Here is a 22,309-nt window from a genome sequence, read left to right on the forward strand (position 1 = left end):
GAGAAAGCGGAATCCAATGCTCCGCCGGTCGGCCGGGACCGGTCGGCCGCGGCCGGATGGCCACGGCGGCCGGCGTACCGGGTGGATTTCCCTCCCGGTCTGCCGTCCGGCAGAGTGCTGCCCATGCTGCACCATGCCGGGTCCGGCCCTGGTACGCCGTCCCGCGCACGGTACGTCCGTATTCTGCCCGCGACGCTGGCCTGCGCCTTCATGGCCACGGTCTGCGCCTTCACGGCCACGGCCTGCGGTGGCGGCGGAGACGGCGGCGCGGGACCGGACGACGGCACGGCCCCGCGCCCCGGAAGCGGAGTGACCGTCTCCTACCGCACGGCCGACGGCGGCGACACGGAGCACCTCGCCTTCCTGCGCCGCCGGCGCCTCGCCGAGCGGGTCGCGGACGACCTGAACGCCACCCTCCGGCTGCCCCGGCGGATCGCGATCGTCGGCCGCTCCTGCGCCGAGGACGACGTCCCCGAGTACGACCCGGAGACCGGGCGGGTCGGCCTCTGCTACGGCTATGTCGGCGAGGTCCGCACGATGTTCCGCGCGGCCCGCGACCCGGACGTGCCCGGCCGCACCGCCGGAGTGATCACCGAGACCCTGTACCACGAGGTCGCCCACGCCCTCATCGACCGGCTGGACCTGCGGTTCACCGGACGCGAGGAGGACGTCGCCGACCAGTTCGCCGCGTACCGCCTGCTCTCGGGCGGTGCCGAGGGCCGGGCCGCGCTGCGGGCCGCCGCCGACAACTACGCCCAGTACGCCGCCGACGACCCCGAGGACGGCGACCCCAGCGACGAGCACGCCCCCGACGCCGTCCGCAGCGCCAACTACCTCTGCTACCTGCACGGTTCCGCCGGCGATCACGAGCCCGTCGACGGCAAACGGCTCACCCGCGAACGGGCCGAGCAGTGCGCGGACGAGTACCGCGCCCTGCGCCGCGGCTGGGAGGCGCTGCTGAAGCCGTATGCCGTACGGGGCAAGTAGTCAGCCTGTCCGGCGTCTGAGGACGAGCGGCGGAGCCGCGAAGGGGGGCTGGGGCGCAGCCCCGGGAAAGGGCGAGGGGGAGGGGCTGGGGCACCCTCCCTCCGGCCCGCCCCCCCCGCTCACCCGCACGGCCGCCGCAGCGGTACCGGCGGCGCCGGCCCCAGCGTCGTCGTACCGGGCGCGGCACGGTGGCCGAGCCCCGTCCGGTACGCGTTCAGCGCCGCCTCCGTGCGTCCGGTCCGCCGCAGCAGGTCCCCGAGCAGCCGGCACAGGTCGGCCAGGTCACCGGCCGCCCCGGTGCGTTCCAGCAGCGACAGGGCCGCGCAATAGTGCTCCTCCGCCGACTCGGTGTCGCCCCGGTCCTCCGCCATCAGGCCGAGCAGCCGGTGCGCCCCGCCCGCGTGCACGGCACCCCGCTCGGCCCCCAGCGCGGCCGGCGTCAGCAGCGGGGCCAGCAGGCCGGCCGCCTCGTCGGCCTTGCCGCGCCGCCGCAGCACGTCCGCCAGCTCCACCTCCACCTGCACGGTGAACAGCGGCGCCCGCTTCGCGGCCAGCATCGCGCGCGCCGTGCGCAGTTCGCGTTCCGCGGCGCCCAGGTGCCCGTCCTGGGCGTGGACGTAGCCGCGCGCCCAGTGGCAGTGCGCCAGTTCGGTGCGGATCCGCCGGCTCCGGCACAGCTCCTGGGCCCTGGCCAGAGCGGTGCCGGCCTCGGCGAACCGCCCCTCGACGACGAGCGTCCTGGCCGCTCCCCGCAGCGCGCCCGCCACCAGCACCGGATCGTCCACCTGCGCCGTGAGCGCCAGCGCGAGCTCCGCGGCGCGCGCGGCCCGCGCGTACGCCCCGAGGTCGACGTACGGCGCGATGGCCGTGGTGTGCAGGGCGAGCAGGGCCCGCGGGTCCCCCGCGCCCGCGGTGCCGAGCTCGTCCAGCGCGGTCTCCAGCAGGTGGCAGCAGTACCGCAGTTCGCCCGCCAGCAGGTGCGCGGTGGCGCGCCCCCGTCGGGCGGGCGCCCGGCGGGCCGGCGGTCCGTCCGCGAGCAGCAGCTCCGCCTCCGCGAAGTGGTCGCGCGCGTCGCTCAGTTCACCGGACTCCAGGGCGCAGTCCCCGAGGCCGACGAGCGCCGCCGCCCGCTCCGGGACGAGACCGAGCCGGGCGGCCTCCTCCTGTAGTACGCGGTAGATTTCGGCGGCTTCCGCCGCCGCTCCCCAGTGCAGAACGTCCCGGGCCTCGGCGAGGCGCGGAACGATGTCGTCCGGCTCGTGGGCCGGTATCCCCTTCGTGCTGTTCTCGGCCACTTCAACCCCCCGGTACATGACGCCGTCGTCCAGGTGGCGGGTTGCGTCCGCACAGGGTCATCCCTGCCCGGAACGGCGCCGTCGCACGGCGATCCGCCCTAATTCGCCAACTCCCGCTCCAGCGGCGCGCGGAACCGGGGCGTGACGCGTACGCCGCCGATCCACCCGGTCAGCCGTTCCGCCTCGGCCTCGACGGCGGCGACCGCCTCCCGGCCCACGTCGTCGAGCAGCCGCCACACCACCTCGCCGTCCGCGCGCTGCGCCCACGCCCCCACCACGCGGCCGTTCCACCAGACCGTGGGGCCCGCGTTGCCGGCGCGGTCGAAGAGGGCGGGGACGTGTCCGGGCGACAGGTACCAGTCGCGGTGGCGCCAGCCCATGGTCGTCGGGTCCAGCCCGGGCAGCAGGGCGGCCCACGGTCCGGCCGCGGGCGCCTCCTCCTCCAACTGGCCGGGGAGCGCGCGGCCGGGCCCGCAGTCCAGCTCCACGTCCACCGCGCCCGCGTCGGCGAGGGCCTTCCGGGTGTCCCCGAGCGACCAGCCGGTCCACCACTTGAGGTCCGTCTCGGTCGCCGGACCGAACGAGTCGAGCCAGCGGCGCGCCAGTTCGGCCTTGGCCTCCCGTACGGGCAGCTCGGGCAGCTGCTCCACGGCGGCCCAGGGGAACATGCTGCTCGTCCAGGAGCCGCGCGGCCGGGCGCGGCGGATGTGGCCGTCGGCGGCCAGCAGCCGCAGGACGCGGCTGCCGACGCTCTGGCGAGCGGCGTAGGGCTTGTCCGGGGACGTCAGGATCGTCTCCCGCAGGGCGGGCACATCCTTGTTGAGCTCGGCGGTCGTCGCCTCGCCGCGGGCCGCGAGCGCGTCGAGGGCGGCGCGTTCGGTCGTTGCGAGCCGTTCCTCGTCCCAGTGCGCCCCCTCCTCGATGTTTTCCCGGAGGTGCTTCAGCAACTGCACACGCTCGCGGGCGGCGATGGCCCGTGCGGTCGACGAACCGACGTAGGGGGCGAGTTCGGTGGTGACGGCGAAGAGGGTGCGCCGCATGGAGAGCAGCTTCACCAGTGTGACGTCGTCGTACAGCGCCCGGTCCACCTCGTCCGCCGCCGGCTTCGCCAGCCGGGCGCAGACGGACAGGTACACGGTCGCCGGGTCCGTCGCGTGCAGGGCCACGACGGCGTCGGCGACCTCTTCGGCCGAACCGGCCCGGTGCGCGGGCGCCAGGAGATGGCGGCGTCCGATGCGGGCACGGCGCTGATCGTCGCTGAAGCGGGGGCGGAGGCTGCTCATGACCGCAGGGTAGGGGGTATGTAGGTCGACTCCTGGCCTACTTGGGGGCCATCCGGCGGGCGGGACGGTAGGGGCCGCCCCGGGCCGCGTTCAGGGGTGCGGATCGGGGACAACCCTGACAGGAAGTCAGGGGTACGTCGGGGGTCTCCCGGATGGGCCGGGAGCCGTTCCGCCGGAAGACTGGACGGCATGGAGACGACGAGGACGGGGCCACGCGGAGTGGGGACGGGGATGCCCCGGCGTGGGGCGGAGTCGAGAACGAGGGCGCGCGGCGCGGGGTGGGCGGCGCTGGCGGCCGGGCTGTCGGCCGTGATGCGGAGCGGGAGCGCCGGGCTCGGACAGGCGCCGCCGCTGGATCGCGCCGCGCTGCGGCGGGCGGTTGACGGGATACCGGCCGGGGAGGTGACGGGCGCGGTGGTCCGGGTGGCCGGGGCGGACGGGCACTGGTGGGGCTCGACGGGCACCGGCGACCCGGCGGCGGGCGAACGGGCGCGCGCGGACGGCCTGTTCCGGGCGGACGGCGTCAGCGCCCTCTTCACCGGCACCCTCGTGCTGCGGCTGGCGGGGGAGGGCCTGCTCGCCCTGGAGGCGCCCGTCCGCGACTACCTTCCGGACCTGTTGCCGGGCGGGCCGGACGGCTACGACGCGGTCACCGTCGGCATGCTGCTCGACCACACCAGCGGCCTTCCCGGGCCGCACCCTTCCGTCTTCCGTTCACCGGAGGAGGCGGTCGAGGCCGCGCTGCGGGGCGGTGGCCGGGCCTTCGCGCCGGGCGAGTGCCAGCAGGAGAACGACGTCAACGCGTGGGTGGCGGCCCTGGTCGTGGAGCGGGCGACCGGCCGGCCCCTCGCCCAGGAGCTCCGGGAGCGCATCACGCGGCCCCTGGGGCTGTACCGCACCCGCCTTGTGCGTGCCGCCGTCCCGCAGACGGGCACGCGGCCCGGGGACGCGGGGGTTCCCGGGGGCGCGGCGGGCGAGGGTGGAGAGTGCGCGGGCGGCATGGTGTCCACGGCGGCCGACCTGGACCGCTTCCTCGACGCGCTCCTGGGCGGCCGGCTCCTCGGACCGGCCCAGCAGAGACTGCTGTTCGAGCTCCCGGGATCCGGCGTGACCACCCTGCCGCGGGCCGGGGTTACCGGCGGGAGAGGAAGAAGCGGACCGGGAGCACCGGCGGCGGATCCGGCGGCGGTGACAGGTCCGGCGGTGGCGACGGAACCGGCGGCGGTGACGGATCCGGTACCGCACCGGATCAGCCGGGGCGGCCTGACGCGGGTGGTCCTGGCGGGCGGCACGCCGTCCGGCGCACCGGACGGAACGCCGGACGGAACGGCGGTCTGGGGCCGGACCGGGGCGGGCCCGGGGTACGTCAACGGGCTGTTCGGGACCCGGGACCGTACGCGCCGGCTGGCCTGCTCGCTGATCCGGTCCACTCCGCCCGTGCAGGACGGGGAACGGCACGTCGACGACCTGATACGGGCCGCCTTCACCGCCGGGCGGCCGGCCGGAAGGTGACGCGGCGGCCCCGGCACCGCGCCGGGCGGTGCGGCGATCCCATGGGACCACCCCGTGGGGCAAGATATCGCCCATGGGGAGTTTCGCTGCACACGACGGCGTGATCGCGGGGCGCTATCGGCTGGGGCGGCGGATCGGGCGCGGTGGCATGGGCACCGTCTGGCGTGCCACCGACGAGCTGCTGGGCCGCGAGGTGGCCGTCAAGGAGCTGCACACGGACGACGCCGCGTCCGCCGGGGCCGCGCTGTCGTCCCAGGAGCGCACCCTGCGCGAGGCCCGGGCGGTGGCCCTCATCAAACACCCGAACGTCATCGTGCTGCACGACATCGTGGAGCAGGACGGCCGGCCCTGGATCGTCATGGAACTGGTGGACGGCCGGTCGCTGTCCGACCGGCTGGCGGCGGACGGTCCGGTGGACGCGCGCGAGGCGGCCGGGATCGGGCTCGCGATGCTGGGCGCGCTGCGCGCCGCCCACGAGCGGGGAGTCCTGCACCGGGACATCAAGCCGCCGAACGTCCTCCTGGAGGCGGACAGCGGGCGCGTGGTGCTCACGGACTTCGGCATCGCCCAGGTGTCGGGCGCCACGACGATCACCGAGACCGGGGCGTTCGTCGGATCGCCCGAGTACACCGCGCCCGAGCGGATGGCCGGCGGCCGGGCGGGCCCGGAGTCGGACCTGTGGTCGCTGGGGGTGCTGCTCTGCACGGTGCTCAGCGGCGAATCGCCGTTCCACCGCGACTCGCTGGGCGGCATCCTGCACGCGGTGGTCTACGACGAGATCCGGCCGCCGTCGTCCGCGGGTCCGCTGCTGCCGGTCGTCCGCGGCCTGCTGGAGCGCGACCCGGCCCGGCGCATGGGCGCGGACGAGGCCGAACGACTGCTGCGCGCCTACCTGGACACCGGCCGTACCCCGGCCGCCTCCCTCCACTACACACCCACCCAGCGCAGTGTCCCCACCCCGACACCCGCCCCGCCCGCCTCACCGGCCCCGCCCGTCGATCCGCGAACCCCAACTCCGGCGCCCCACACCCCGGATGCGGCACCCGCCACGCCCGCTTCCCCTTCCGGCCCGCGCACTCCGCCCACTCCGGTCGCGACACCCCCCGCGCCCGCACCGGAGGCGGCGGCTTCCGGCGCGCACCCCGGGACGCCCGCGGGCACACCGCCCGCGACGCCCCCGGCCGCGTTCGTCCCGCCCCCCGGGCCGTCCGGCGGGCCGGCCGCCGCGCCCCGCCGCACCGTGCGGGTCCGCACGGCCGTCCTGGCGGGTGTCGCCGTGGTCACCCTGGCCGGGCTGGGCGCCGGGGCGGCGGCCTGGCTGCTGCTGCGCGACGACGGGGACCGGGACGACGCCCGTGGGCCCGTCGTGGTTCACGGCACCCCCGCCCACCCGTCCGCCGCCGCGTCCGCGCGCCCCGGGCCGCACGGGCCCACCGCCGGGGCCTCCGCCGCGGGACCGGCCGCGAGCGCCGCCCCGGAGACCCTGCCGCCCGGCTCGCCGGCCCCGCCCGCGTCCCCGGCGGCGGGCAAGGCGCCGGCGGGCTACCACGTCGTCCAGGACCCGATGGGCTTCACCCTCGCCGTCCCCGACGGCTACACCCGCTCGCTGGAGCCGCCGCGCGTCTTCTACTACTCGCCGGACAAGGAGTTCCGCATCGGAGTGCTGATCTCCGACCCCAAGGACGGCGGCCCCGTCGGCTTCATGCGCGACTCCGCCGCGCAGGGCCCGGACCACTACCCGGGCTACCGCGACGGCCGCGTCACGCGCACCACGCACAACGGGAACCAGGCGGCCTCCTGGGAGTTCACCTGGGACGGCTTCGAGGACACCGCCGGTCCGCGGCGCACCGAGGACGTCTGCTGGAACGAAGGCGGCAAGATGTACGACGTGTGGGTGTCCGCCCCGGCCGCCCGGTCCGCGGAGGGGCGCCGGCAGTTCGACACCGCCCTTGGGAGCTTCGGCCGGTCCGGGTAACCCCCGGGCCCCGGCGTTCCCTATCCCGCGAGGCCCCGCCCCGGGCCACCCCACCGACTCCGCCATCAACCACTGGCGGGATTGTGGATGACCGGTGAAAACAAGCTACTTGCGGGTACCCAAAAGGCCGCGCCCCCGCCTACGCTCGCCCTCATGACGGACTCGCGGCACAGCACAGCAGCGGCGGCGCAGGCCCCGGCGGACCCCGGGGGCAACCCCGTCGCCCCGGCCAAGGACACCCGGACGGCGGCCGACGTGGTCACCCCGGAGCTCGTCGCCCGCCTCACCCGGGGGGTGACCGGTTCCGGCACCACCGCCAACCACACCCCGTTCACCGAGGAGGAGCTGGCCCGCCTTCCGGAGGCGACCCCGGAGGACGTCGCGGCGGCCTTCGCGCGGGCGCGCGAGGCGCAGCGCCGGTGGGCGGACGTGCCGGTGCGCCGGCGCGCGGATGTCCTCCTGCGCTTCCACGACCTCCTGTTGAGCCGGCAGTCCGAGGTCCTCGACCTCATCCAGCTGGAGACCGGCAAGGCCCGCCTGCACGCGCACGAGGAGGTGCAGGCCGTCGCCGTCGCCGCCCGGCACTACGGCCGTAGCGCCCCCTCCTACCTGCGGCCGAAGGCGCACACGGGAGTGCTGCCGCTGCTCACCAAGGTCACCGAACTGCGGCGCCCGCGCGGTGTGGTGGGCCAGATCGCGCCCTGGAACTACCCGCTGGAGCTGTCGGCCGGCGACGCCCTCCCGGCCTTCGCCGCCGGCAACGCGGTGGTCATGAAGCCGGACACCGAGACGGCCCTCACCGCGCTGTGGGCCCGCGAGCTGCTGATCGAGGCGGGGCTCCCGGAGGAGCTGTGGCAGGTGGTCCTGGGCGAGGGCCCGGTCGTCGGCTCCGAGGTCGTGGCGCACGCCGACTACGTGACGTTCACCGGTTCCACCCGCACCGGCCGCGACGTCGCCCGGCGCGCCGCCGCCCGCCTGGTCGGCGCCTCGCTGGAGCTCGGCGGCAAGAACGCCATGCTGGTCCTGCACGACGCGGACGTGGAGAAGGCCGCCGCCGGGGCGGTCCGCGGCTGCTTCTCCACCGCCGGCCAACTGTGCGTATCCATCGAGCGGCTGTACGTCCACCGCTCCGTGGCCGACGCCTTCCTGGAGCGCTTCACCGCCCGTACCCGCGCCCTGCGGCTCGGCACCTCCCTGTCGTACGGCGCCGACATGGGCTCGCTGACCTCCCGGCGGCAGCTGGAGACGGTCGTCCGGCACGTCGAGGAGGCCGTCGCCAAGGGGGCCACCGTCCTCGCAGGCGGCCGACCCCGGCCGGACGTCGGCCCCCTCTTCCACGAACCCACCGTCCTGGAGGGCGTCGAGCCCCCGATGGCCGTGTGTGCCGAGGAGACGTTCGGCCCGGTCGTCTCCGTCTACCGCTTCGACGACGAGGACGAGGCCGTGCGCCTCGCCAACGCCACGCCGTACGGGCTCAACGCCAGCGTCTGGACCCGGGACGGCCGGCGCGGCCGGGAGATCGCCGGCCGGCTCCGGGCGGGCACGGTCAACGTCAACGAGGCGTACGCCGCCGCCTACGGCAGCGCCGCCGCGCCCATGGGCGGCATGGGGGAGTCCGGCATCGGCCGCCGGCACGGCGCCGAGGGCATCCTCAAGTTCACCGAGGCGCAGACCGTCGCCCACCAGCGGCTGGTGCCGCTCGCGCCGTCCTTCGGGCTGGACGACGCGGCGTACGCACGGCTGATGACCGGCGGCCTGCGCGCGCTGAAGGCCCTCCGCCTGCGCTGACGCACCCGGCCGCGCCGCCCCGCACACCCCGACCCCTTACACGGAGGTACTGGTGGCACAGTTCGACTACGACGTCATCGTCGTGGGATCCGGTTTCGGCGGCGCGGTGGCGGCCCTCCGGCTGTCGGAGAAGGGCTACCGCGTCGGGGTGCTGGAGGCCGGCCGGCGCTTCACCCGGGACTCCCTGCCGAAGACGTCCTGGGACCTGCGGAACTTCCTGTGGGCGCCGGCCCTGGGCCTGTACGGCATCCAGCGCATCCACGTGCTGGGCCACGTCATGGTCCTCGCGGGCGCCGGCGTCGGCGGCGGCTCGCTCAACTACGGCAACACCCTCTACGTCCCGCCCCCGTCGTTCTTCACCGACCCGCAGTGGGCGGACATCACCGACTGGCGGAAGGAGCTGGAGCCGTACTACGAGCAGGCGCGGCGCATGCTCGGCGTACGGCTCAACCCGACGACGACGCCGTCCGACGTCCACCTCAAGGCCGCCGCCGACCGGATGGGCTACGGCCACACCTTCCGGGCCGCCCCGGTCGGCGTCTTCTTCGGCGACGGGCGGGACGGGGAGGGCAACGCCCCGGTCGCGCCCGGGACCGAGGTGCCCGACCCCTACTTCGGCGGCGCCGGACCGGCGCGCACCGCCTGCACCGAGTGCGGCGAGTGCATGACCGGCTGCCGGCGCGGCGCGAAGAACACCCTCAACGAGAACTACCTCCACCTCGCCGAGCGGGCCGGAGCCGTGATCCACCCGCTGACCAAGGTGGTGGCGCTGAGCGAACTCCGCGACGGCGGCTGCCGCGTGGTCACCGTCCCCACCGACCGGCGGCGCGGCGCCCCGCCCCGGGTGCTGCGCGCGGAACACGTGGTCGTCGCCGCCGGCACCTACGGCACCCAGACGCTCCTGCACACCATGCGCGACCGCGGCCTGTTGCCCCGACTCTCGCCCCGCCTGGGGCACTTGACCAGGACGAACTCCGAGGCGCTGTTCGGCGCGCAGACCACCGGCCACCGCTACCGCGCGCTGCACGGCACCGACGTCGACTTCACGCGCGGCGTGGCCATCACCTCGTCCGCGTACCCCAACGAGAACACGCACATCGAGCCCGTCCGCTACGGCAAGGGGTCGAACGCGATGGGGTTCCTGTCGATCCCGCTGGTCCCGCTCGCCGGCCGGGCGGTGCCGCGCGTCCTGGGCTTCGCCGCGACCTGCGCGCGGCACCCGGCGGTCCTCCTGCGGTCGTTCTCCAAGCGGCGCTGGTCCGAGCGGACCATCATCGGCCTGGTGATGCAGTCCGTGGACAACTCCCTCACCACGTACCGCCGCGGGAGGGGGCCGGGGAAGGGGCTGCTCACCGCGCGGCAGGGGCACGGCGCGCCCAACCCGGTGCAGATCCCCGAGGCGGTGGAGGCGGCGACCAGGATCGCCGAGGAGATCGGCGGGTTCGCCGGCAGCAACGTGGGCGAACTCATGGGCACTCCGCTGACGGCCCACTTCCTGGGCGGCTGCACGATCGGTTCCGGTCCCGACCGGGGCGTGATCGATCCGTACCACCGCGTCTACGGTCATCCGTCGATCTCGGTGGTCGACGGCTCCGCGGTCACCGCCAACCTCGGCGTCAACCCGTCCCTCACCATCACCGCCCAGGCCGAACGGGCCATGTCCTTCTGGCCCAACAAGGGCGAGACCGACGCCCGGCCCGCACAGGGCGGCGCGTACGAGCGCGTGGCCGCCGTGGAACCGCGCGAACCCGCGGTCCCGAAGGACGCGTTCGGAGCGTTGCGGCTGCCGTTCCTGCCGGTACCGCCGGTGCCGCCCGCGCCCCGGGAGTGAACGCCGGGCGCCGGCGCGGGCGGTGAACGCGGAGTCGCGCGCAGGCGGCGTGCGCCGCGCGACGGGCCGTGCACGGCGCACGGCAGGCGAAGGGCCCCGGACCGTCTACGCGGGGGCGTGCGGACGGCCACGGGGCCCTTGACAGCCGGCACCGGTGGAACAGGGCGGCCCGGTGCCGCGGTACGGCGCCGGGGGGAGCGCCGTGGTCCTCGGGTGGTGCGGTGTTCCTTGGGTGGTGCGGTGTTCCTTGGGTGGTGCGGTGCCGGAACCGTACGGTCCCGGGTGGTGCGGGGCGTTCTTCCGGTGGTCCGACCAATGGCGGAGCGGTACGGGGGAATTGGCGCCCTCTTCGCATCGTGGGGTATGAACCGCGTCGAACGCAACCGTTCGGGGTGGATACGGTCGGTTCCAGGCGTCCCCGGAACCGACCGTTCCTTGGTGGCGGCCGGGCTGCTGTCCCCTGCCGACCGGCCGCCGTACCACCGGAGTGAGGTCCCACGACGCGCGTCGGCGCGCGTCTCACACTCCGGTGGAATCCGCCCTGTCGTTGCCGGGCGCCCTGGTGAACAGGGGCGGAGACCACGCGTGGATTCAGGTGGGCCGCTCCTGGCTGGCGCGGACACCGACTCCAACGAAGGCGGATCGCGCCCGGTCACGCGCCGTACGGGTGACGGGACGGGCGGCGGGTTTCCGCCGCGCCGCCCGTCCCGTCACCCGGAGTGTCAGACGCGGCCCCGGCAGAGGTCCAGCAGGGTCATCGCGAGGACGGTGCCGTTCTTGCCCAGCCGGTCGCTGTAGTGGGTGAGGATCTCCATCTCGCGGGAGAGGCTGACGCGCCGCCCGCCGGAGGCGATGCGCTCGCGCTGGATCTCCTCCGAGACGGCCATCCGTTCCTGGACGAGGCCGATGATCCTGCCGTCGAGATCGTCGATGCGCTCACGGGCGCCGGTGATCAGGCGGGCGGCCTCGTCGGTGCGGGCGCCGGTGTCGGTGGTGGCGGGGGCGGCGGGGGTGGCGGTCGTGGTCATGTCGGGTGTTCTCCTCGGATCCGGGGCCCGGCGCCGGCACGGCCCTGGGGAGAAACGCACGAGCGCCCCGGGCCTTGGCCGGCCCGGGGCGCTCGTGGAAGTCGCTGTTCTATCGCTGAGCAGCACGACCATGGCAGCCGGACGGGCCGGTGCCATAGGTAAAGACGAAGGTCGAGTGCTCGCGCATGGCGGACAGTATGGCCCCCGGGGGGTCCCGGAGCCAACCGCATTCGGATGGTGAGACAAAAGCGACCACCCCCGTCCCGGTAGAATCGACAAATAGAGACCCCCACCCTCGACCGCCGGAAGGGCCGCTCCCGTGTCAGCAGCACCACCCCCCGCCGCCCACGACAACACCGCGGAGCCGGTCCTCGTCGTCGACTTCGGCGCGCAGTACGCCCAGCTCATCGCCCGCCGCGTCCGTGAGGCCCGGGTCTACAGCGAGGTCGTCCCGTCCACCACGCCGGTGGCCGAGATCCTCGCCCGCAAGCCGAAGGCGATCATCCTCTCCGGCGGCCCCTCGTCCGTGTACGAACAGGGCGCCCCGACGCTCGACCGCGAGATCTTCGAGGCCGGCGTCCCCGTCTTCGGCATGTGCTACGGCTTCCAGCTGATGGCCACGACCCTCGGCGGCACGGTCGACAACACCGGTGCCCGCGAGTACGGCCGCACCCCGCTGTCCGTCTCCCGGCCGTCCTCCACCCTCTTCGAGGGCACCCCGGCCGAGCAGCCGGTGTGGATGTCGCACGGCGACGCCTGCTCCGCCGCGCCCGAGGGCTTCACCGTCACCGCGTCCACGGACCTGGTGCCGGTCGCCGCCTTCGAGAACGACGAGAAGAAGCTCTACGGCGTGCAGTACCACCCCGAGGTCATGCACTCCACCCACGGCCAGCAGGTCCTGGAGCACTTCCTCTACCGGGGCGCGGGCATCGAGCCCACCTGGACCACGGGCAACGTGATCGAGGAGCAGGTCGCGGCCATCCGCGAGCAGGTCGGCACCAAGCGCGCCATCTGCGGCCTGTCCGGCGGCGTGGACTCCGCGGTCGCCGCGGCCCTCGTCCAGAAGGCCATCGGCTCCCAGCTGACCTGCGTCTACGTGGACCACGGGCTGATGCGCAAGGGCGAGACCGAGCAGGTCGAGAAGGACTTCGTGGCCGCGACCGGCGTCAAGCTGAAGGTCGTGGACGCGCAGGACCGCTTCCTCGCCGCCCTCGCCGGCGTCTCCGACCCGGAGGAGAAGCGGAAGATCATCGGCCGGGAGTTCATCCGGGTCTTCGAGCAGGCCCAGGCCGAGATCGTCGCCGAGGCGCCGGACGACCAGCCCGTCGAGTTCCTGGTCCAGGGCACGCTCTACCCGGACGTCGTCGAGTCCGGCGGTGGCACGGGCACCGCCAACATCAAGTCCCACCACAACGTGGGCGGCCTGCCCGAGGACCTGGAGTTCAAGCTCGTCGAGCCGCTGCGCCAGCTGTTCAAGGACGAGGTCCGCATGGTCGGCAAGGAGCTCGGCCTCCCGGACGAGATCGTCCAGCGCCAGCCCTTCCCGGGCCCGGGCCTCGGCATCCGCATCGTCGGCGAGGTCACCAAGGAGCGCCTCGACCTGCTGCGCGAGGCCGACGCCATCGCCCGCGAGGAGCTGACGGCCGCCGGTCTCGACCGCGAGATCTGGCAGTGCCCGGTGGTCCTGCTGGCCGACGTCCGCTCGGTCGGCGTCCAGGGCGACGGCCGCACTTACGGCCACCCGATCGTGCTGCGCCCGGTCTCCTCCGAGGACGCGATGACGGCCGACTGGTCGCGCCTGCCGTACGAGACCCTGGCGAAGATCTCCACCCGCATCACCAACGAGGTCCGCGACGTCAACCGCGTCGTCCTCGACGTGACCAGCAAGCCGCCGGGGACGATCGAGTGGGAGTGACCCCTCCCTGAGTCCCGACCGTGCCGCCCTTCGTCCACAGCTGTGGACGAAGGGCGGCACGGCTTTTCCCGGCCGCCCGGGCGCGGGGGGCCGTCCGCTTCACCGCGGCGGTGCGTAGGGTCGGGGGTCGTACGACGCATGACCGGGGCGCGGGCGGACAGGCGCCGCCCGGGCCGGGAAGCGAGAGGAGCGGTGGACGGCATGACACTCCTGGGGCGAGGGGAAACGGTGAGCGGCGGTACGGGACGACGTCCCTCGGCTTCTCTGTACGCGCTGCTGCCGCTACGGCTGTTCCTCGGCGTCACCTTCCTCTACGCGGGGCTCGACAAGCTCACCGACGGAGCGTTTCTCGCGAGCGACGGCCCGGGCTCGCTCGGGGAGCTGATGCGGTCCTGCCGGGACAGCGCCGGCGCTCCCTGGCTCGTCGACCTGGGGCTGCACAGCCCGGTCGGCTTCGGCTGGGCGATCGGCCTCGGCGAGGCGGCCGTGGGCGCGGCCACGCTGCTCGGGCTCTTCGCCCGCGTGGCGGCCGCCGGTGGCGCGCTGATCTCGCTCTGCCTCTGGCTGACGGTCAGTTGGCCCTCGACCCCCTACTACTACGGCAACGACCTCGTCTATCTGATGGCCTGGATCCCACTGGTCATCGCGGGGGCTCCGCTCCTCTCCCTGGACGCCGTCCTCCCCCGCCGCCGGGCCCGTGCCCGGCGGGGCGCCTTGTTCACCTGAGCCCGGCACGGGCCGGGGTGCGGCGGGGGCTCACTCCCGCTCGCTCCGGCTCCGCGCACGGGCCGCCCGGTGCCGCTGCACCAGGAGGCTGACGGACGAGGTGGCCCCCGCCAGGCAGAGCCCCCCGACCAGGGCGGGCAGCAGCGCGAAGGCGGGGAAGTGCCAGCGGCCCGCCGCCGCCGCGAGGTAGGCCAGCCCACCGCCCGTCAGCACCAGCCCGATGATGAGCTTGCCGGGTTCGAAGTCATGGCGTCGCACGGGTCACCTCCACTTCACCGAGACCGGCCTTGAGCCGCAGTTCCAACGTGCCGCGCGAGGTGTGCCCCGGCCGCGGGCCCACGGTCACCCGCTTGCTCTGGCGGGGCTGGACGTCCACGTCGTCGCGGCCGCTGCCGGGCAGCTTGATGTATCCGATGCCGACCTCCGCCGTCAGCTCGGCCGTGACGTCGTCCGGGAGAACGACCGTCAGCCGTCCGGCACCCGCCTCGGCGCGGACGGCCAGGGGCTTCGAGCCCGGCCGCCCTCCCGCCGGCCAGGAGAGGCGGGACAGGTCGAGGATGCCCACGCCCGTGCCGACCTCGTACTCCGGCCGGAGCTCCGCCGCGCTCACGGGCTGCCACGTCACCCGGCGCCACTCCGCTGTGACCGACTTCGGCAGGGCCGCCGCCCCCACCAGCAGCAGCCCGGTCAGCACGGCCGCGGTGACCGTCCCGCCGCCGGTGCGGCCGTAGCGGGAGCTGACGGCTATGCCCAGCCCGTACACGCCCAGCGCGCACGCCAGGCCCGTCTCCAGCGAGGTGCCCAGGGGGTGCCCGTGCCAGGTGAGGGCCGTGCCGGCCGAGAACGCCGCGAGGGCCAGCAGGAACGTCCAGCCGCCGAGCTGCCGCCCGTCCCGCGCCGGGCGCCCGCGCCGCGGCTCCCGCCGGACGGCGTCGTTCGGGCCGTCGCCGTCATCCGGGCCCCACAGGTAACCGGTGCCGTGATACGGCAGGCCGGCCACCTCCACATGGAGGAGCGGATCCCGCCACCACGACGGAGCGGCCGGCGGCGGAGGCGCCTGGGTCTCGGGCGGCGCGTCCACCGTCTTCTGCGCCTTCGACGGCCTCCCGGCGCCGGGCACCGAGGCCGCCTCCTGGTCGGCGTCGGGCGTCCGGCGCCGCTGCGACCAGTACGCCGTCCCCACCAGGGTCACGGTCAGCAGGAGCGAGAACGACATGGCACCGCTGTTGTTGAGCATGGACAGGAACAGTCCGCAGCCCACCAGCGCGCACAGCACCGCCGTCAGCGCCGGGCCGTCCACCCGGCCCGACAGCATCCGGCGGCCCTCGTTCTCCTCCTCACCCTCCAGGGGGATCAGCAGCCACGCGAAGCCGTACACGATCAGGCCGAAACCACCGGTGACCGCCAGGACCCCGAGAACCACCCGGAAGATCACGGGGTCCAGGTCGAAGAAGCGGCCCAGCCCTCCGCACACGCCGGAAAGCACCTTGTGGTCGCGGCTGCGCCGCAGCGGTGGCCCGGACGCGGCGGGTGGCGCGTCCCGGTGCTGCGGGTTCTCGGTGGGCGGTGCGTCGGTCATGAGCACATGGTGTCAATCGCGGCGGCCGGGCGGCATCCGTGATGACCCTGGCCCGTCCCTGAGATCGACCCTGAGATCGGGACGGTTAGGGTGGCGCATCGAACAGATAGTCGTCATCCGGAGGGGCGCGCGGTGTCCGAGTCAGTGTCCGGTGCGTCGGCCGGGGCCCCCGGCCCGGCCTCCGGCCGCCTGCTCGCCGGCCGGTACCGGATCCTCGAGCGCATCGGCCGCGGCGGCATGGGCACCGTGTGGCTCGCCGAGGACGAACTGCTGGGCCGCCGCGTCGCGGTCAAGCGACTGCACGTGTCCCGCGGGCTGGACGAGGAGGAACTCGCCACCCTCTACGAGCGGACCCGCCGGGAGGCGCGCAGCGCGGCACGGATCAGCCACCCCAACGTGGTCGTCGTCCACGACGTGGTCGAGGACGACGGCCTGCCGTGCATCGTGATGGAGCACGTGCCGTCGAAGACCCTCGGGGACGTGTTGAAACAGGGGCCCCTGACGCCGGAGGAGGCGGCCCGGATCGGGCGCGGGATGATCGCCGCGCTGCGGGCCGCCCACGCGGCCGACGTCCTGCACCGCGACGTCAAGCCGGGAAACGTGCTGCTCGGCGACGACGGCCGCGTCGTGCTCACCGACTTCGGCATCGCGCACCTGGCCGGGAACTCCACCCTCACCAAGACCGGCGAGATGCTCGGTTCGATCGACTACATCGCCCCCGAACGCGTCCGGGGTGCCCGTCCCGGCCCGGCCTCGGACCTGTGGGCGCTGGGCGCCACGCTGTACGAGGCGGTCGAGGGCCGGACGCCGTTCCAGCGGCCCACGCCCGTCGAGACGGCGTACGCCATCGCCGTGGACCCGCTGGAACCCCCGCTGCGCGCCGGCCCGCTGACCCGGTTGATCGAGACCCTGCTGTCCCGCGACCCGGACCTGCGGCCCCCCGCCGACCTGGTCGAGCAGATCCTCCGCGAGCCGGCCGCCGAGGCGGGGACGGCCCGTCACCAGGCGCCGGGAGCGGAGGGGTTCGAGCGGTCCGAGGCCACCACCGCCGTGACGCCGCCCCGCGTGGAACCCGTCGCGGAGCCGGCCGTTCCGGCACCGGATCCCGCACCGGATCCCGCGCCGGCTCTCCGTCCGCGGCCGACCGTGCCCACCGCCGTCGCGCCTCCCGGGCCTGTCACCGCCTCAGCTTCTCCCCGGCGCCGGGGGATCGGGAAGTGGGTCGCGGTGGCGGCCGTCACGAGCGTCGTGGGCGCGGTCTGCGCGTTCTTCCTCCTTCCGGGGAAGGAGGACGACGCCGCGCCGCCGGCGCCGAAGCCCCCGGCGTCCTCAACCGCCCCCACGCCCACTCCCTCCTCGCCGCCGCCCGTACCGCCCGGCTACCGCCTGGTGACCGAGAAGCGCCTCGGGGTCACCTTCCCGGTGCCGGCGGGCTGGAGCCGGAAGGAGAAGTCGGCCGTCGAGGTGGACTACATCGATCCCACCGGCCTTGTCGACCTCAAGGTCAACGTCCTGGACCTGGCGAGCCCCGATCCGCTGAAGCACTGGCAGGACGTCGAACAGGAGGTGAGGACGAAGGTCGACGACTACCGGCGGCTGCGCATGCAGTCCACCGCCTACCGCGGGGACCCGGCCGCCGTCTGGGAGTTCGCCTTCAAGGGCCGCGCCCGCGAGTACCGGGCCATCGACCTGGGCTTCGGCCGCGCCGGCGGCGACGAGTACGCCGTGTACCTCTCCGCGCCCTCGGCCGACTGGGACCGCCACCGGCCCGTCTTCGACGCGGTCCGGGACGGGTTCCGGGTGCTCCCGCGCTGACCGGTGCCGCACCGGCCGCGGCGGCTCGGGTGGGGACCCGCGTACTCGGGCGGGAAACCGGTGTAAGGGACGCCAACAGGGTTCCCTCAGGGGAACAGATCGGGGTCCGGTCAGGGACGACCCCGATACCGCAGGGGCCCGCGACGTGTGACGATCGTGCCATGACCGGCGCATCGACGACGCAGCCCCGAGCCGGCGGTGCCTACGCGCCCGCCGCCCCCGACCCCGTGCCCCTGCGCAAGCTCTACCGCAGCGCCGAGGGCCGGATGCTCGGCGGCGTGGCGCGCGGCCTCGCCGGGCACTTGGGCGTGCCGGTCTCCTGGGTGCGGCTGGTCTTCCTCGCCCTGCTCATGGCCCAGGGCATGGGCGCCCTGCTCTACGCGGTCTTCTGGTTCGTCGTACCGCTCGGTGTCGGTGGCGTCGAGGCCCGCCTGCCGGACGCGGAGGTGGCGCCGGACGGCCGGAGACACCTTTTCGCCCGCAAGCCCGACCGGGGCCAGGTCTTCGCGTTCCTCGCGCTCATCGTGGGCGCCGCGATCTTCCTGGACCGGCTGCACCTCGGCCGCGCCAACGTCTACGTCTGGCCGCTGGTCCTGATAGGAGCCGGCGTCGCCCTGGTGTGGCGGCAGGCGGACAACGCCCGGCGGGCCCACTGGGTGGAGGTGAGCCGGCGCAAGCGCGTCCTGCCGCTGGCCCGCGGCGCGGCCGGCGTCCTGCTGGTCGGCGCGGGGGTGACGGGCATAGTCGTGCTCCAGGGCTCCGCCGAGCATCTGGGCACCGTGCTGCAGGCGTCGCTCGCGGTTCTGGTCGGCATAGCCCTGCTGGCGGGTCCCTCCGTCGTGCGTATGACGCAGGACCTGTCCGCCGAACGCACCATGCGCATCCGCGCCCAGGAGCGCGCCGAAGTCGCCGCGCACGTCCACGACTCGGTCCTGCATACGCTCACCCTGATCCAGCGCAACGCGGAGGACTCCAGGGAGGTGGCCCGCCTCGCCCGGGCCCAGGAGCGGGAGTTGCGGGCCTGGCTCTACAACCCCGAGGGTCACGGCAAGGACGAGTCCGACGAGCCCGAGACCCTGGCGGAGGCCGTACGCGCCAACGCCGCCGAGGTCGAGGACCACCACGGCGTCCCCCTGGAGGTGGTCGTGGTCGGCGACTGCCCGCTCGACGAACGCCTGCGGGCACAGATGCAGGCCGCGCGCGAGGCCATGGTCAACGCCGCGAAATACGGTGGCCAGGGCGGGGCCGTTCAGGTTTATGCCGAGGTCGAAGGGCGTACGGTCTTCGTCTCGGTGCGTGACAGAGGTCCGGGCTTCGACCCGGAAGCCGTGCCCGACGACCGGATGGGGGTCCGGGAGTCGATCATCGGCAGAATGCAGCGCAACGGTGGCACCGCGCGCCTGCGCTCCGTTCCCGACGGGGGGACGGAAGTGGAGTTGGAAATGGAGAGGGCGGAACAGACATCATGACGAACGGGACGACGACCGAACCGACGGACCGGCGGGTCCGGGTGGTGCTGGTGGACGACCACCGGATGTTCCGCACCGGGGTGCAGGCCGAGATCGGGGTCACCGACCGGACGGGTGTCGAGGTCGTCGGCGAGGCCGCCGACGTCGACCAGGCCGTCACCGTCATCACCGCCACCCGCCCCGAGGTCGTCCTGCTGGACGTCCACCTGCCCGGCGGTGGCGGGGCGGAGGTGCTGCGGCGCTGCGCCGGGCTGCTGTCGACGACCGAGGCGCCGGTCCGCTTTCTCGCGCTCTCCGTGTCCGACGCCGCGGAGGACGTCATCGGGGTCATCCGCGGCGGCGCACGGGGTTATGTGACCAAGACGATCACGGGCTCCGACCTGATCGCCGCGATCTTCCGGGTCCGGGACGGGGACGCCGTGTTCTCCCCGCGGCTGGCCGGGTTCGTCCTCGACGCCTTCTCCTCCACCTCCGCCCCGGCCGTCGACGAGGACCTCGACCGCCTCACACAGCGTGAGCGCGAGGTGCTGCGCCTGATCGCGCGCGGTTACGCCTACAAAGAGATCGCCAAGCAGCTGTTCATCTCCGTGAAGACGGTCGAGTCCCATGTCTCGGCGGTGCTGCGCAAGCTCCAGCTGTCCAACCGGCACGAGTTGACCCGGTGGGCGACGGCCCGGCGTCTGGTGTGAGAGACGGCACCTTCCGTCACCGTGCGGAACCGTAGACACGCGCCTCCCCTCTGGAAAGGGTGAGTGGCTCTCGACAAGCAGGGCCCGGGCCCATCGGGCCTGACGTCGGAAACGAGAGCCGCTGACTCGATGAGCCTGATGGGGACGCCCTTCTTCGTGACCACGATCGCCCTGGTCGTGGTGGCACTCGTACTGCCGCTGCTGGTGTGGAGCAGGGTCCCGGGGCCGAGGTTCGTCCGGTATGCGACGCGGCTGCTGATGCTGCTCTTCGCCCAGGCCGCCGCGATCACCGCGGTCTTCGTGGTCGTCAACGACGACAACGACCTGTACGACAACTGGGACGACCTGCTCGGCACGGGCAACCACGTCACCTCGGCCGCCTACCTGGGAGCGGACGGCACCGGCGGCAAGAAGATGAAGGACCTGCCGAAGGTCGTCCAGAAGTTCACGGCCGCGACCGACTCGCTCATGGGGGACGGCGTCCGGCAAACACAGCTCAAGGGTGCCGTCTCCGGCGTGAGCGGTGAGGTCTACGTCTGGACCCCGCCCCAGTACGACGACCCCCGGTTCAAGGACAAGAAGTTCCCCGTGGTGGAGGTCCTGCCCGGCTTCCCCGGTTCGGCGAAGGCGTGGTTCGGCTCCCTGAAGGTCAACGAGCAGCTCAGGCCCATGATGGAGCGGGGCGAGATCCAGCCCTTCGTCATCGTCGCGCCCCGCACCACCCTCCTCGGCGGCAGCGTGGACACCGGCTGTGCCAACACCCCCGGCACGATCAACGCCGACACCTGGCTCAGCTTCGACGTCCGCAAGATGGTGGTCGACAACTTCCGCGTCAGCGACAAGCCCAAGGCCTGGGGCGTCGCCGGCTACTCGGCGGGCGCGCACTGCGCCGCCAAGCTCACCATCGCCCACCCCGACCGCTTCCACGCCGGGGTGAGCCTCTCCGGCTACAACGACCCCGCCGGCGTCCGCTCCTCGCTCACGGCCAAGACCCCCGAGCTCCGGCGCGCGAACAACCCGCAGTGGATGCTCGAGCGGGCCAAGACGCCGCCGCACGTGGCGCTGTTCTTCTCGGGCAGCGAGCTGGACGGTTACCGGGCCGGTATGGACGTCAAGAAGGTGGCGAAGCCGCCGACCACCGTGGTGGTCAAGAGGATCCCGGCCGACGCCGGCGGCCACAGCACGGCCGTCTGGAAGGAGCAGGTCCCCGAGGTCTTCCGGTGGCTCACCAAGCAGCTCGCCCCCTGACCCTCCCCGCGCGGCCCGCTACGCGGGTCTGACCGCGCCGGCGAAGGGCATCGAGTCCACCGGCGCGATGCTGACGGGCGCCCCCGGATGCGGGGCGTGGATCATCCTCCCGTCGCCGATGTAGAGACCGACGTGGCTCACGCCGGAGTAGAAGAACACCAGGTCACCCGGGACCAGTCGGGACCTGGTGACCCGGTGTCCGGAGTTGATCTGGGTGTAGGTGGTGCGCGGCAGCGAGACACCGGCCGCCCGCCAGGCCGCCTGCGTCAGCCCCGAGCAGTCGTACCCGGAGGGCCCGGTGGCCCCCCAGACGTAGGGCTTGCCGAGCGCCCCGTAGGCGAAGGCCACGGCCTGCGCGGCGCGGCCCGTCGCCGGGGCGTGGCCGGCCGGCGCCGCCGCGGGGGGCGGCGCGTCCGCGGGCGCCGAGCGCCCGGCCGCGTGGCCGGCCCCCGCGGCGGCGCCGTGCCCGTCGTCGGCGGGCTGTACGGCGGGCGGCAGCGTACGGAGCAGGTCGCGCGCGGCGGCGAGCTTGGCCTCGATGGTCCGGCGGTGCCGCGCGAGCGCGTTCCGCTCGTCCTCCAGCTCCCGGAGCTTGCCCTCGGCCGTGGTCCTGACCTGCCGTACCTGCCGGAGCTCCTCCCGCACCCGGGCCACCTCGGTGGCCTCGCGGGCCCCGGTGCGCTCGGCCATCGACGCCCGGTCCAGGAAGTGCCGGGGCGAGGACGAGAGCAGCAGCCGCACCGAGGAGGGGATGCCTCCGGCGCGATACTGGGCCGTGGCGTACGACCCGAGGGCGTCGCGGGCGGCGTTGAGCCGCTCGGTCCGGCGGGCGGCGTCGTCCTGGAGGCCGTCGAGCACGGCCCGGGCCCGGTCCGTGCGCTCCTTCGCCCCGTTGTACCGCTCCGTCGCCACCTCGGCCTGCCGGTAGTAGCGCGCGACCTGTGCCTTCACCTCGTCCGGGGTCCGCTGGGGCGCCGCGTGGCCGATGCCGGCCGGCACGGTGGCGGTGGCGGCACCCGCCAGGGCGAGGCCGACCGCCGTCCGGGCGGTGCCGCTGAGGAGCGGGTGGTGCTTGGGCTTGCGGTGCGACGCCACGGCGGCCGTCACTTCCTTCCTGTCCGGGGGCAGGCTGGGGGCTCAGGCGGCGGCCCGTCCGAGGGGGGAGGAGG

At 74.3% G+C, this 22,309-nt stretch carries 17 protein-coding genes; 11 read left to right on the top strand and 6 right to left on the bottom strand.

The features are described 5' to 3' along the window. The first annotated feature begins 123 nt into the window (after positions 1–123). Positions 124–987, top strand: coding sequence for a DUF4344 domain-containing metallopeptidase (locus ACH4PU_RS16130; RefSeq protein ID WP_398271847.1), 864 nt, complete (start codon positions 124–126; stop codon positions 985–987). Positions 988–1,106: 119 nt separating this feature from the next. Here ACH4PU_RS16130 and ACH4PU_RS16135 read toward each other — a convergent pair whose 3' ends face one another. Further along, positions 1,107–2,282, bottom strand: a complete 1,176-nt coding sequence (locus ACH4PU_RS16135) for a tetratricopeptide repeat protein (protein WP_398271849.1) — start codon at positions 2,280–2,282, stop codon at positions 1,107–1,109. 98 nt (positions 2,283–2,380) lie between these two features. Continuing rightward, on the bottom strand, positions 2,381–3,565 hold the full coding sequence (locus ACH4PU_RS16140) for a winged helix DNA-binding domain-containing protein (RefSeq protein WP_398271851.1): 1,185 nt from the start codon (positions 3,563–3,565) through the stop codon (positions 2,381–2,383). 231 nt (positions 3,566–3,796) lie between these two features. Between ACH4PU_RS16140 and ACH4PU_RS16145 the strand changes: the two genes are divergently transcribed. The 4 genes from ACH4PU_RS16145 (at position 3,797) to ACH4PU_RS16160 (ending at position 10,671) form a co-directional block, all read left to right on the top strand. Further along, positions 3,797–5,077 (top strand): serine hydrolase domain-containing protein, encoded by a 1,281-nt coding sequence (locus tag ACH4PU_RS16145; RefSeq protein ID WP_398271853.1) that lies wholly within the window; start codon positions 3,797–3,799, stop codon positions 5,075–5,077. Between the two features lie 73 nt (positions 5,078–5,150). Next, complete coding sequence (locus ACH4PU_RS16150) at positions 5,151–7,052, top strand: serine/threonine-protein kinase (RefSeq protein ID WP_398271855.1); 1,902 nt, start codon at positions 5,151–5,153, stop codon at positions 7,050–7,052. A 153-nt stretch (positions 7,053–7,205) separates the two neighbouring features. Next, positions 7,206–8,840, top strand: coding sequence for a succinic semialdehyde dehydrogenase (locus ACH4PU_RS16155; RefSeq protein ID WP_398271857.1), 1,635 nt, complete (start codon positions 7,206–7,208; stop codon positions 8,838–8,840). Between the two features lie 52 nt (positions 8,841–8,892). Beyond that, on the top strand, positions 8,893–10,671 hold the full coding sequence (locus tag ACH4PU_RS16160; RefSeq protein ID WP_398271859.1) for a GMC oxidoreductase: 1,779 nt from the start codon (positions 8,893–8,895) through the stop codon (positions 10,669–10,671). Positions 10,672–11,393: 722 nt separating this feature from the next. Here the strand turns inward: ACH4PU_RS16160 and ACH4PU_RS16165 are convergent. Continuing rightward, positions 11,394–11,699, bottom strand: coding sequence for a chorismate mutase (locus tag ACH4PU_RS16165; protein ID WP_398271861.1), 306 nt, complete (start codon positions 11,697–11,699; stop codon positions 11,394–11,396). Between the two features lie 319 nt (positions 11,700–12,018). Between ACH4PU_RS16165 and guaA the strand changes: the two genes are divergently transcribed. Together guaA and ACH4PU_RS16175 are read left to right on the top strand one after the other, a co-directional pair. After that, on the top strand, positions 12,019–13,614 hold the full coding sequence (gene guaA / locus ACH4PU_RS16170; protein WP_398271863.1) for a glutamine-hydrolyzing GMP synthase: 1,596 nt from the start codon (positions 12,019–12,021) through the stop codon (positions 13,612–13,614). 201 nt (positions 13,615–13,815) lie between these two features. After that, positions 13,816–14,340, top strand: a complete 525-nt coding sequence (locus tag ACH4PU_RS16175) for a DoxX family protein (RefSeq protein ID WP_398271865.1) — start codon at positions 13,816–13,818, stop codon at positions 14,338–14,340. A 30-nt stretch (positions 14,341–14,370) separates the two neighbouring features. Here the strand turns inward: ACH4PU_RS16175 and ACH4PU_RS16180 are convergent, their stop codons facing one another. Both ACH4PU_RS16180 and ACH4PU_RS16185 read right to left on the bottom strand, forming a co-directional pair. Then, entirely contained in the window at positions 14,371–14,598 is a 228-nt protein-coding gene (locus ACH4PU_RS16180) for a hypothetical protein (protein WP_398271867.1), read from the bottom strand. Then, a complete protein-coding gene (locus ACH4PU_RS16185; protein WP_398271869.1) occupies positions 14,585–15,919 on the bottom strand; it encodes a PspC domain-containing protein in 1,335 nt (444 codons plus the stop codon). The genes ACH4PU_RS16180 and ACH4PU_RS16185 overlap by 14 nt, the downstream gene beginning before the upstream one ends. A gap of 132 nt (positions 15,920–16,051) precedes the next feature. Between ACH4PU_RS16185 and ACH4PU_RS16190 the strand changes: the two genes are divergently transcribed. From ACH4PU_RS16190 to ACH4PU_RS16205, 4 genes are all read left to right on the top strand, one after another. Further along, entirely contained in the window at positions 16,052–17,734 is a 1,683-nt protein-coding gene (locus ACH4PU_RS16190) for a serine/threonine-protein kinase (RefSeq protein WP_398271871.1), read from the top strand. Positions 17,735–17,895: 161 nt separating this feature from the next. Then, positions 17,896–19,203, top strand: coding sequence for a PspC domain-containing protein (locus tag ACH4PU_RS16195; RefSeq protein WP_398271873.1), 1,308 nt, complete (start codon positions 17,896–17,898; stop codon positions 19,201–19,203). Continuing rightward, on the top strand, positions 19,200–19,892 hold the full coding sequence (locus tag ACH4PU_RS16200) for a LuxR C-terminal-related transcriptional regulator (protein ID WP_398271875.1): 693 nt from the start codon (positions 19,200–19,202) through the stop codon (positions 19,890–19,892). The genes ACH4PU_RS16195 and ACH4PU_RS16200 overlap by 4 nt, the downstream gene beginning before the upstream one ends. A 129-nt stretch (positions 19,893–20,021) precedes the next feature. Continuing rightward, positions 20,022–21,140: an alpha/beta hydrolase gene (locus ACH4PU_RS16205; protein ID WP_398271877.1), complete on the top strand. Its 1,119-nt coding sequence runs from the start codon at positions 20,022–20,024 to the stop codon at positions 21,138–21,140. An 18-nt stretch (positions 21,141–21,158) separates the two neighbouring features. Here ACH4PU_RS16205 and ACH4PU_RS16210 read toward each other — a convergent pair whose 3' ends face one another. Beyond that, on the bottom strand, positions 21,159–22,235 hold the full coding sequence (locus tag ACH4PU_RS16210) for an NlpC/P60 family protein (protein ID WP_398271879.1): 1,077 nt from the start codon (positions 22,233–22,235) through the stop codon (positions 21,159–21,161). Positions 22,236–22,309 lie beyond the last annotated feature (74 nt).

It is taken from the genome of Streptomyces sp. NPDC021100 (genome assembly GCF_044333095.1).
In the GTDB taxonomy this organism is placed as follows: Bacteria; Actinomycetota; Actinomycetes; order Streptomycetales; family Streptomycetaceae; genus Streptomyces.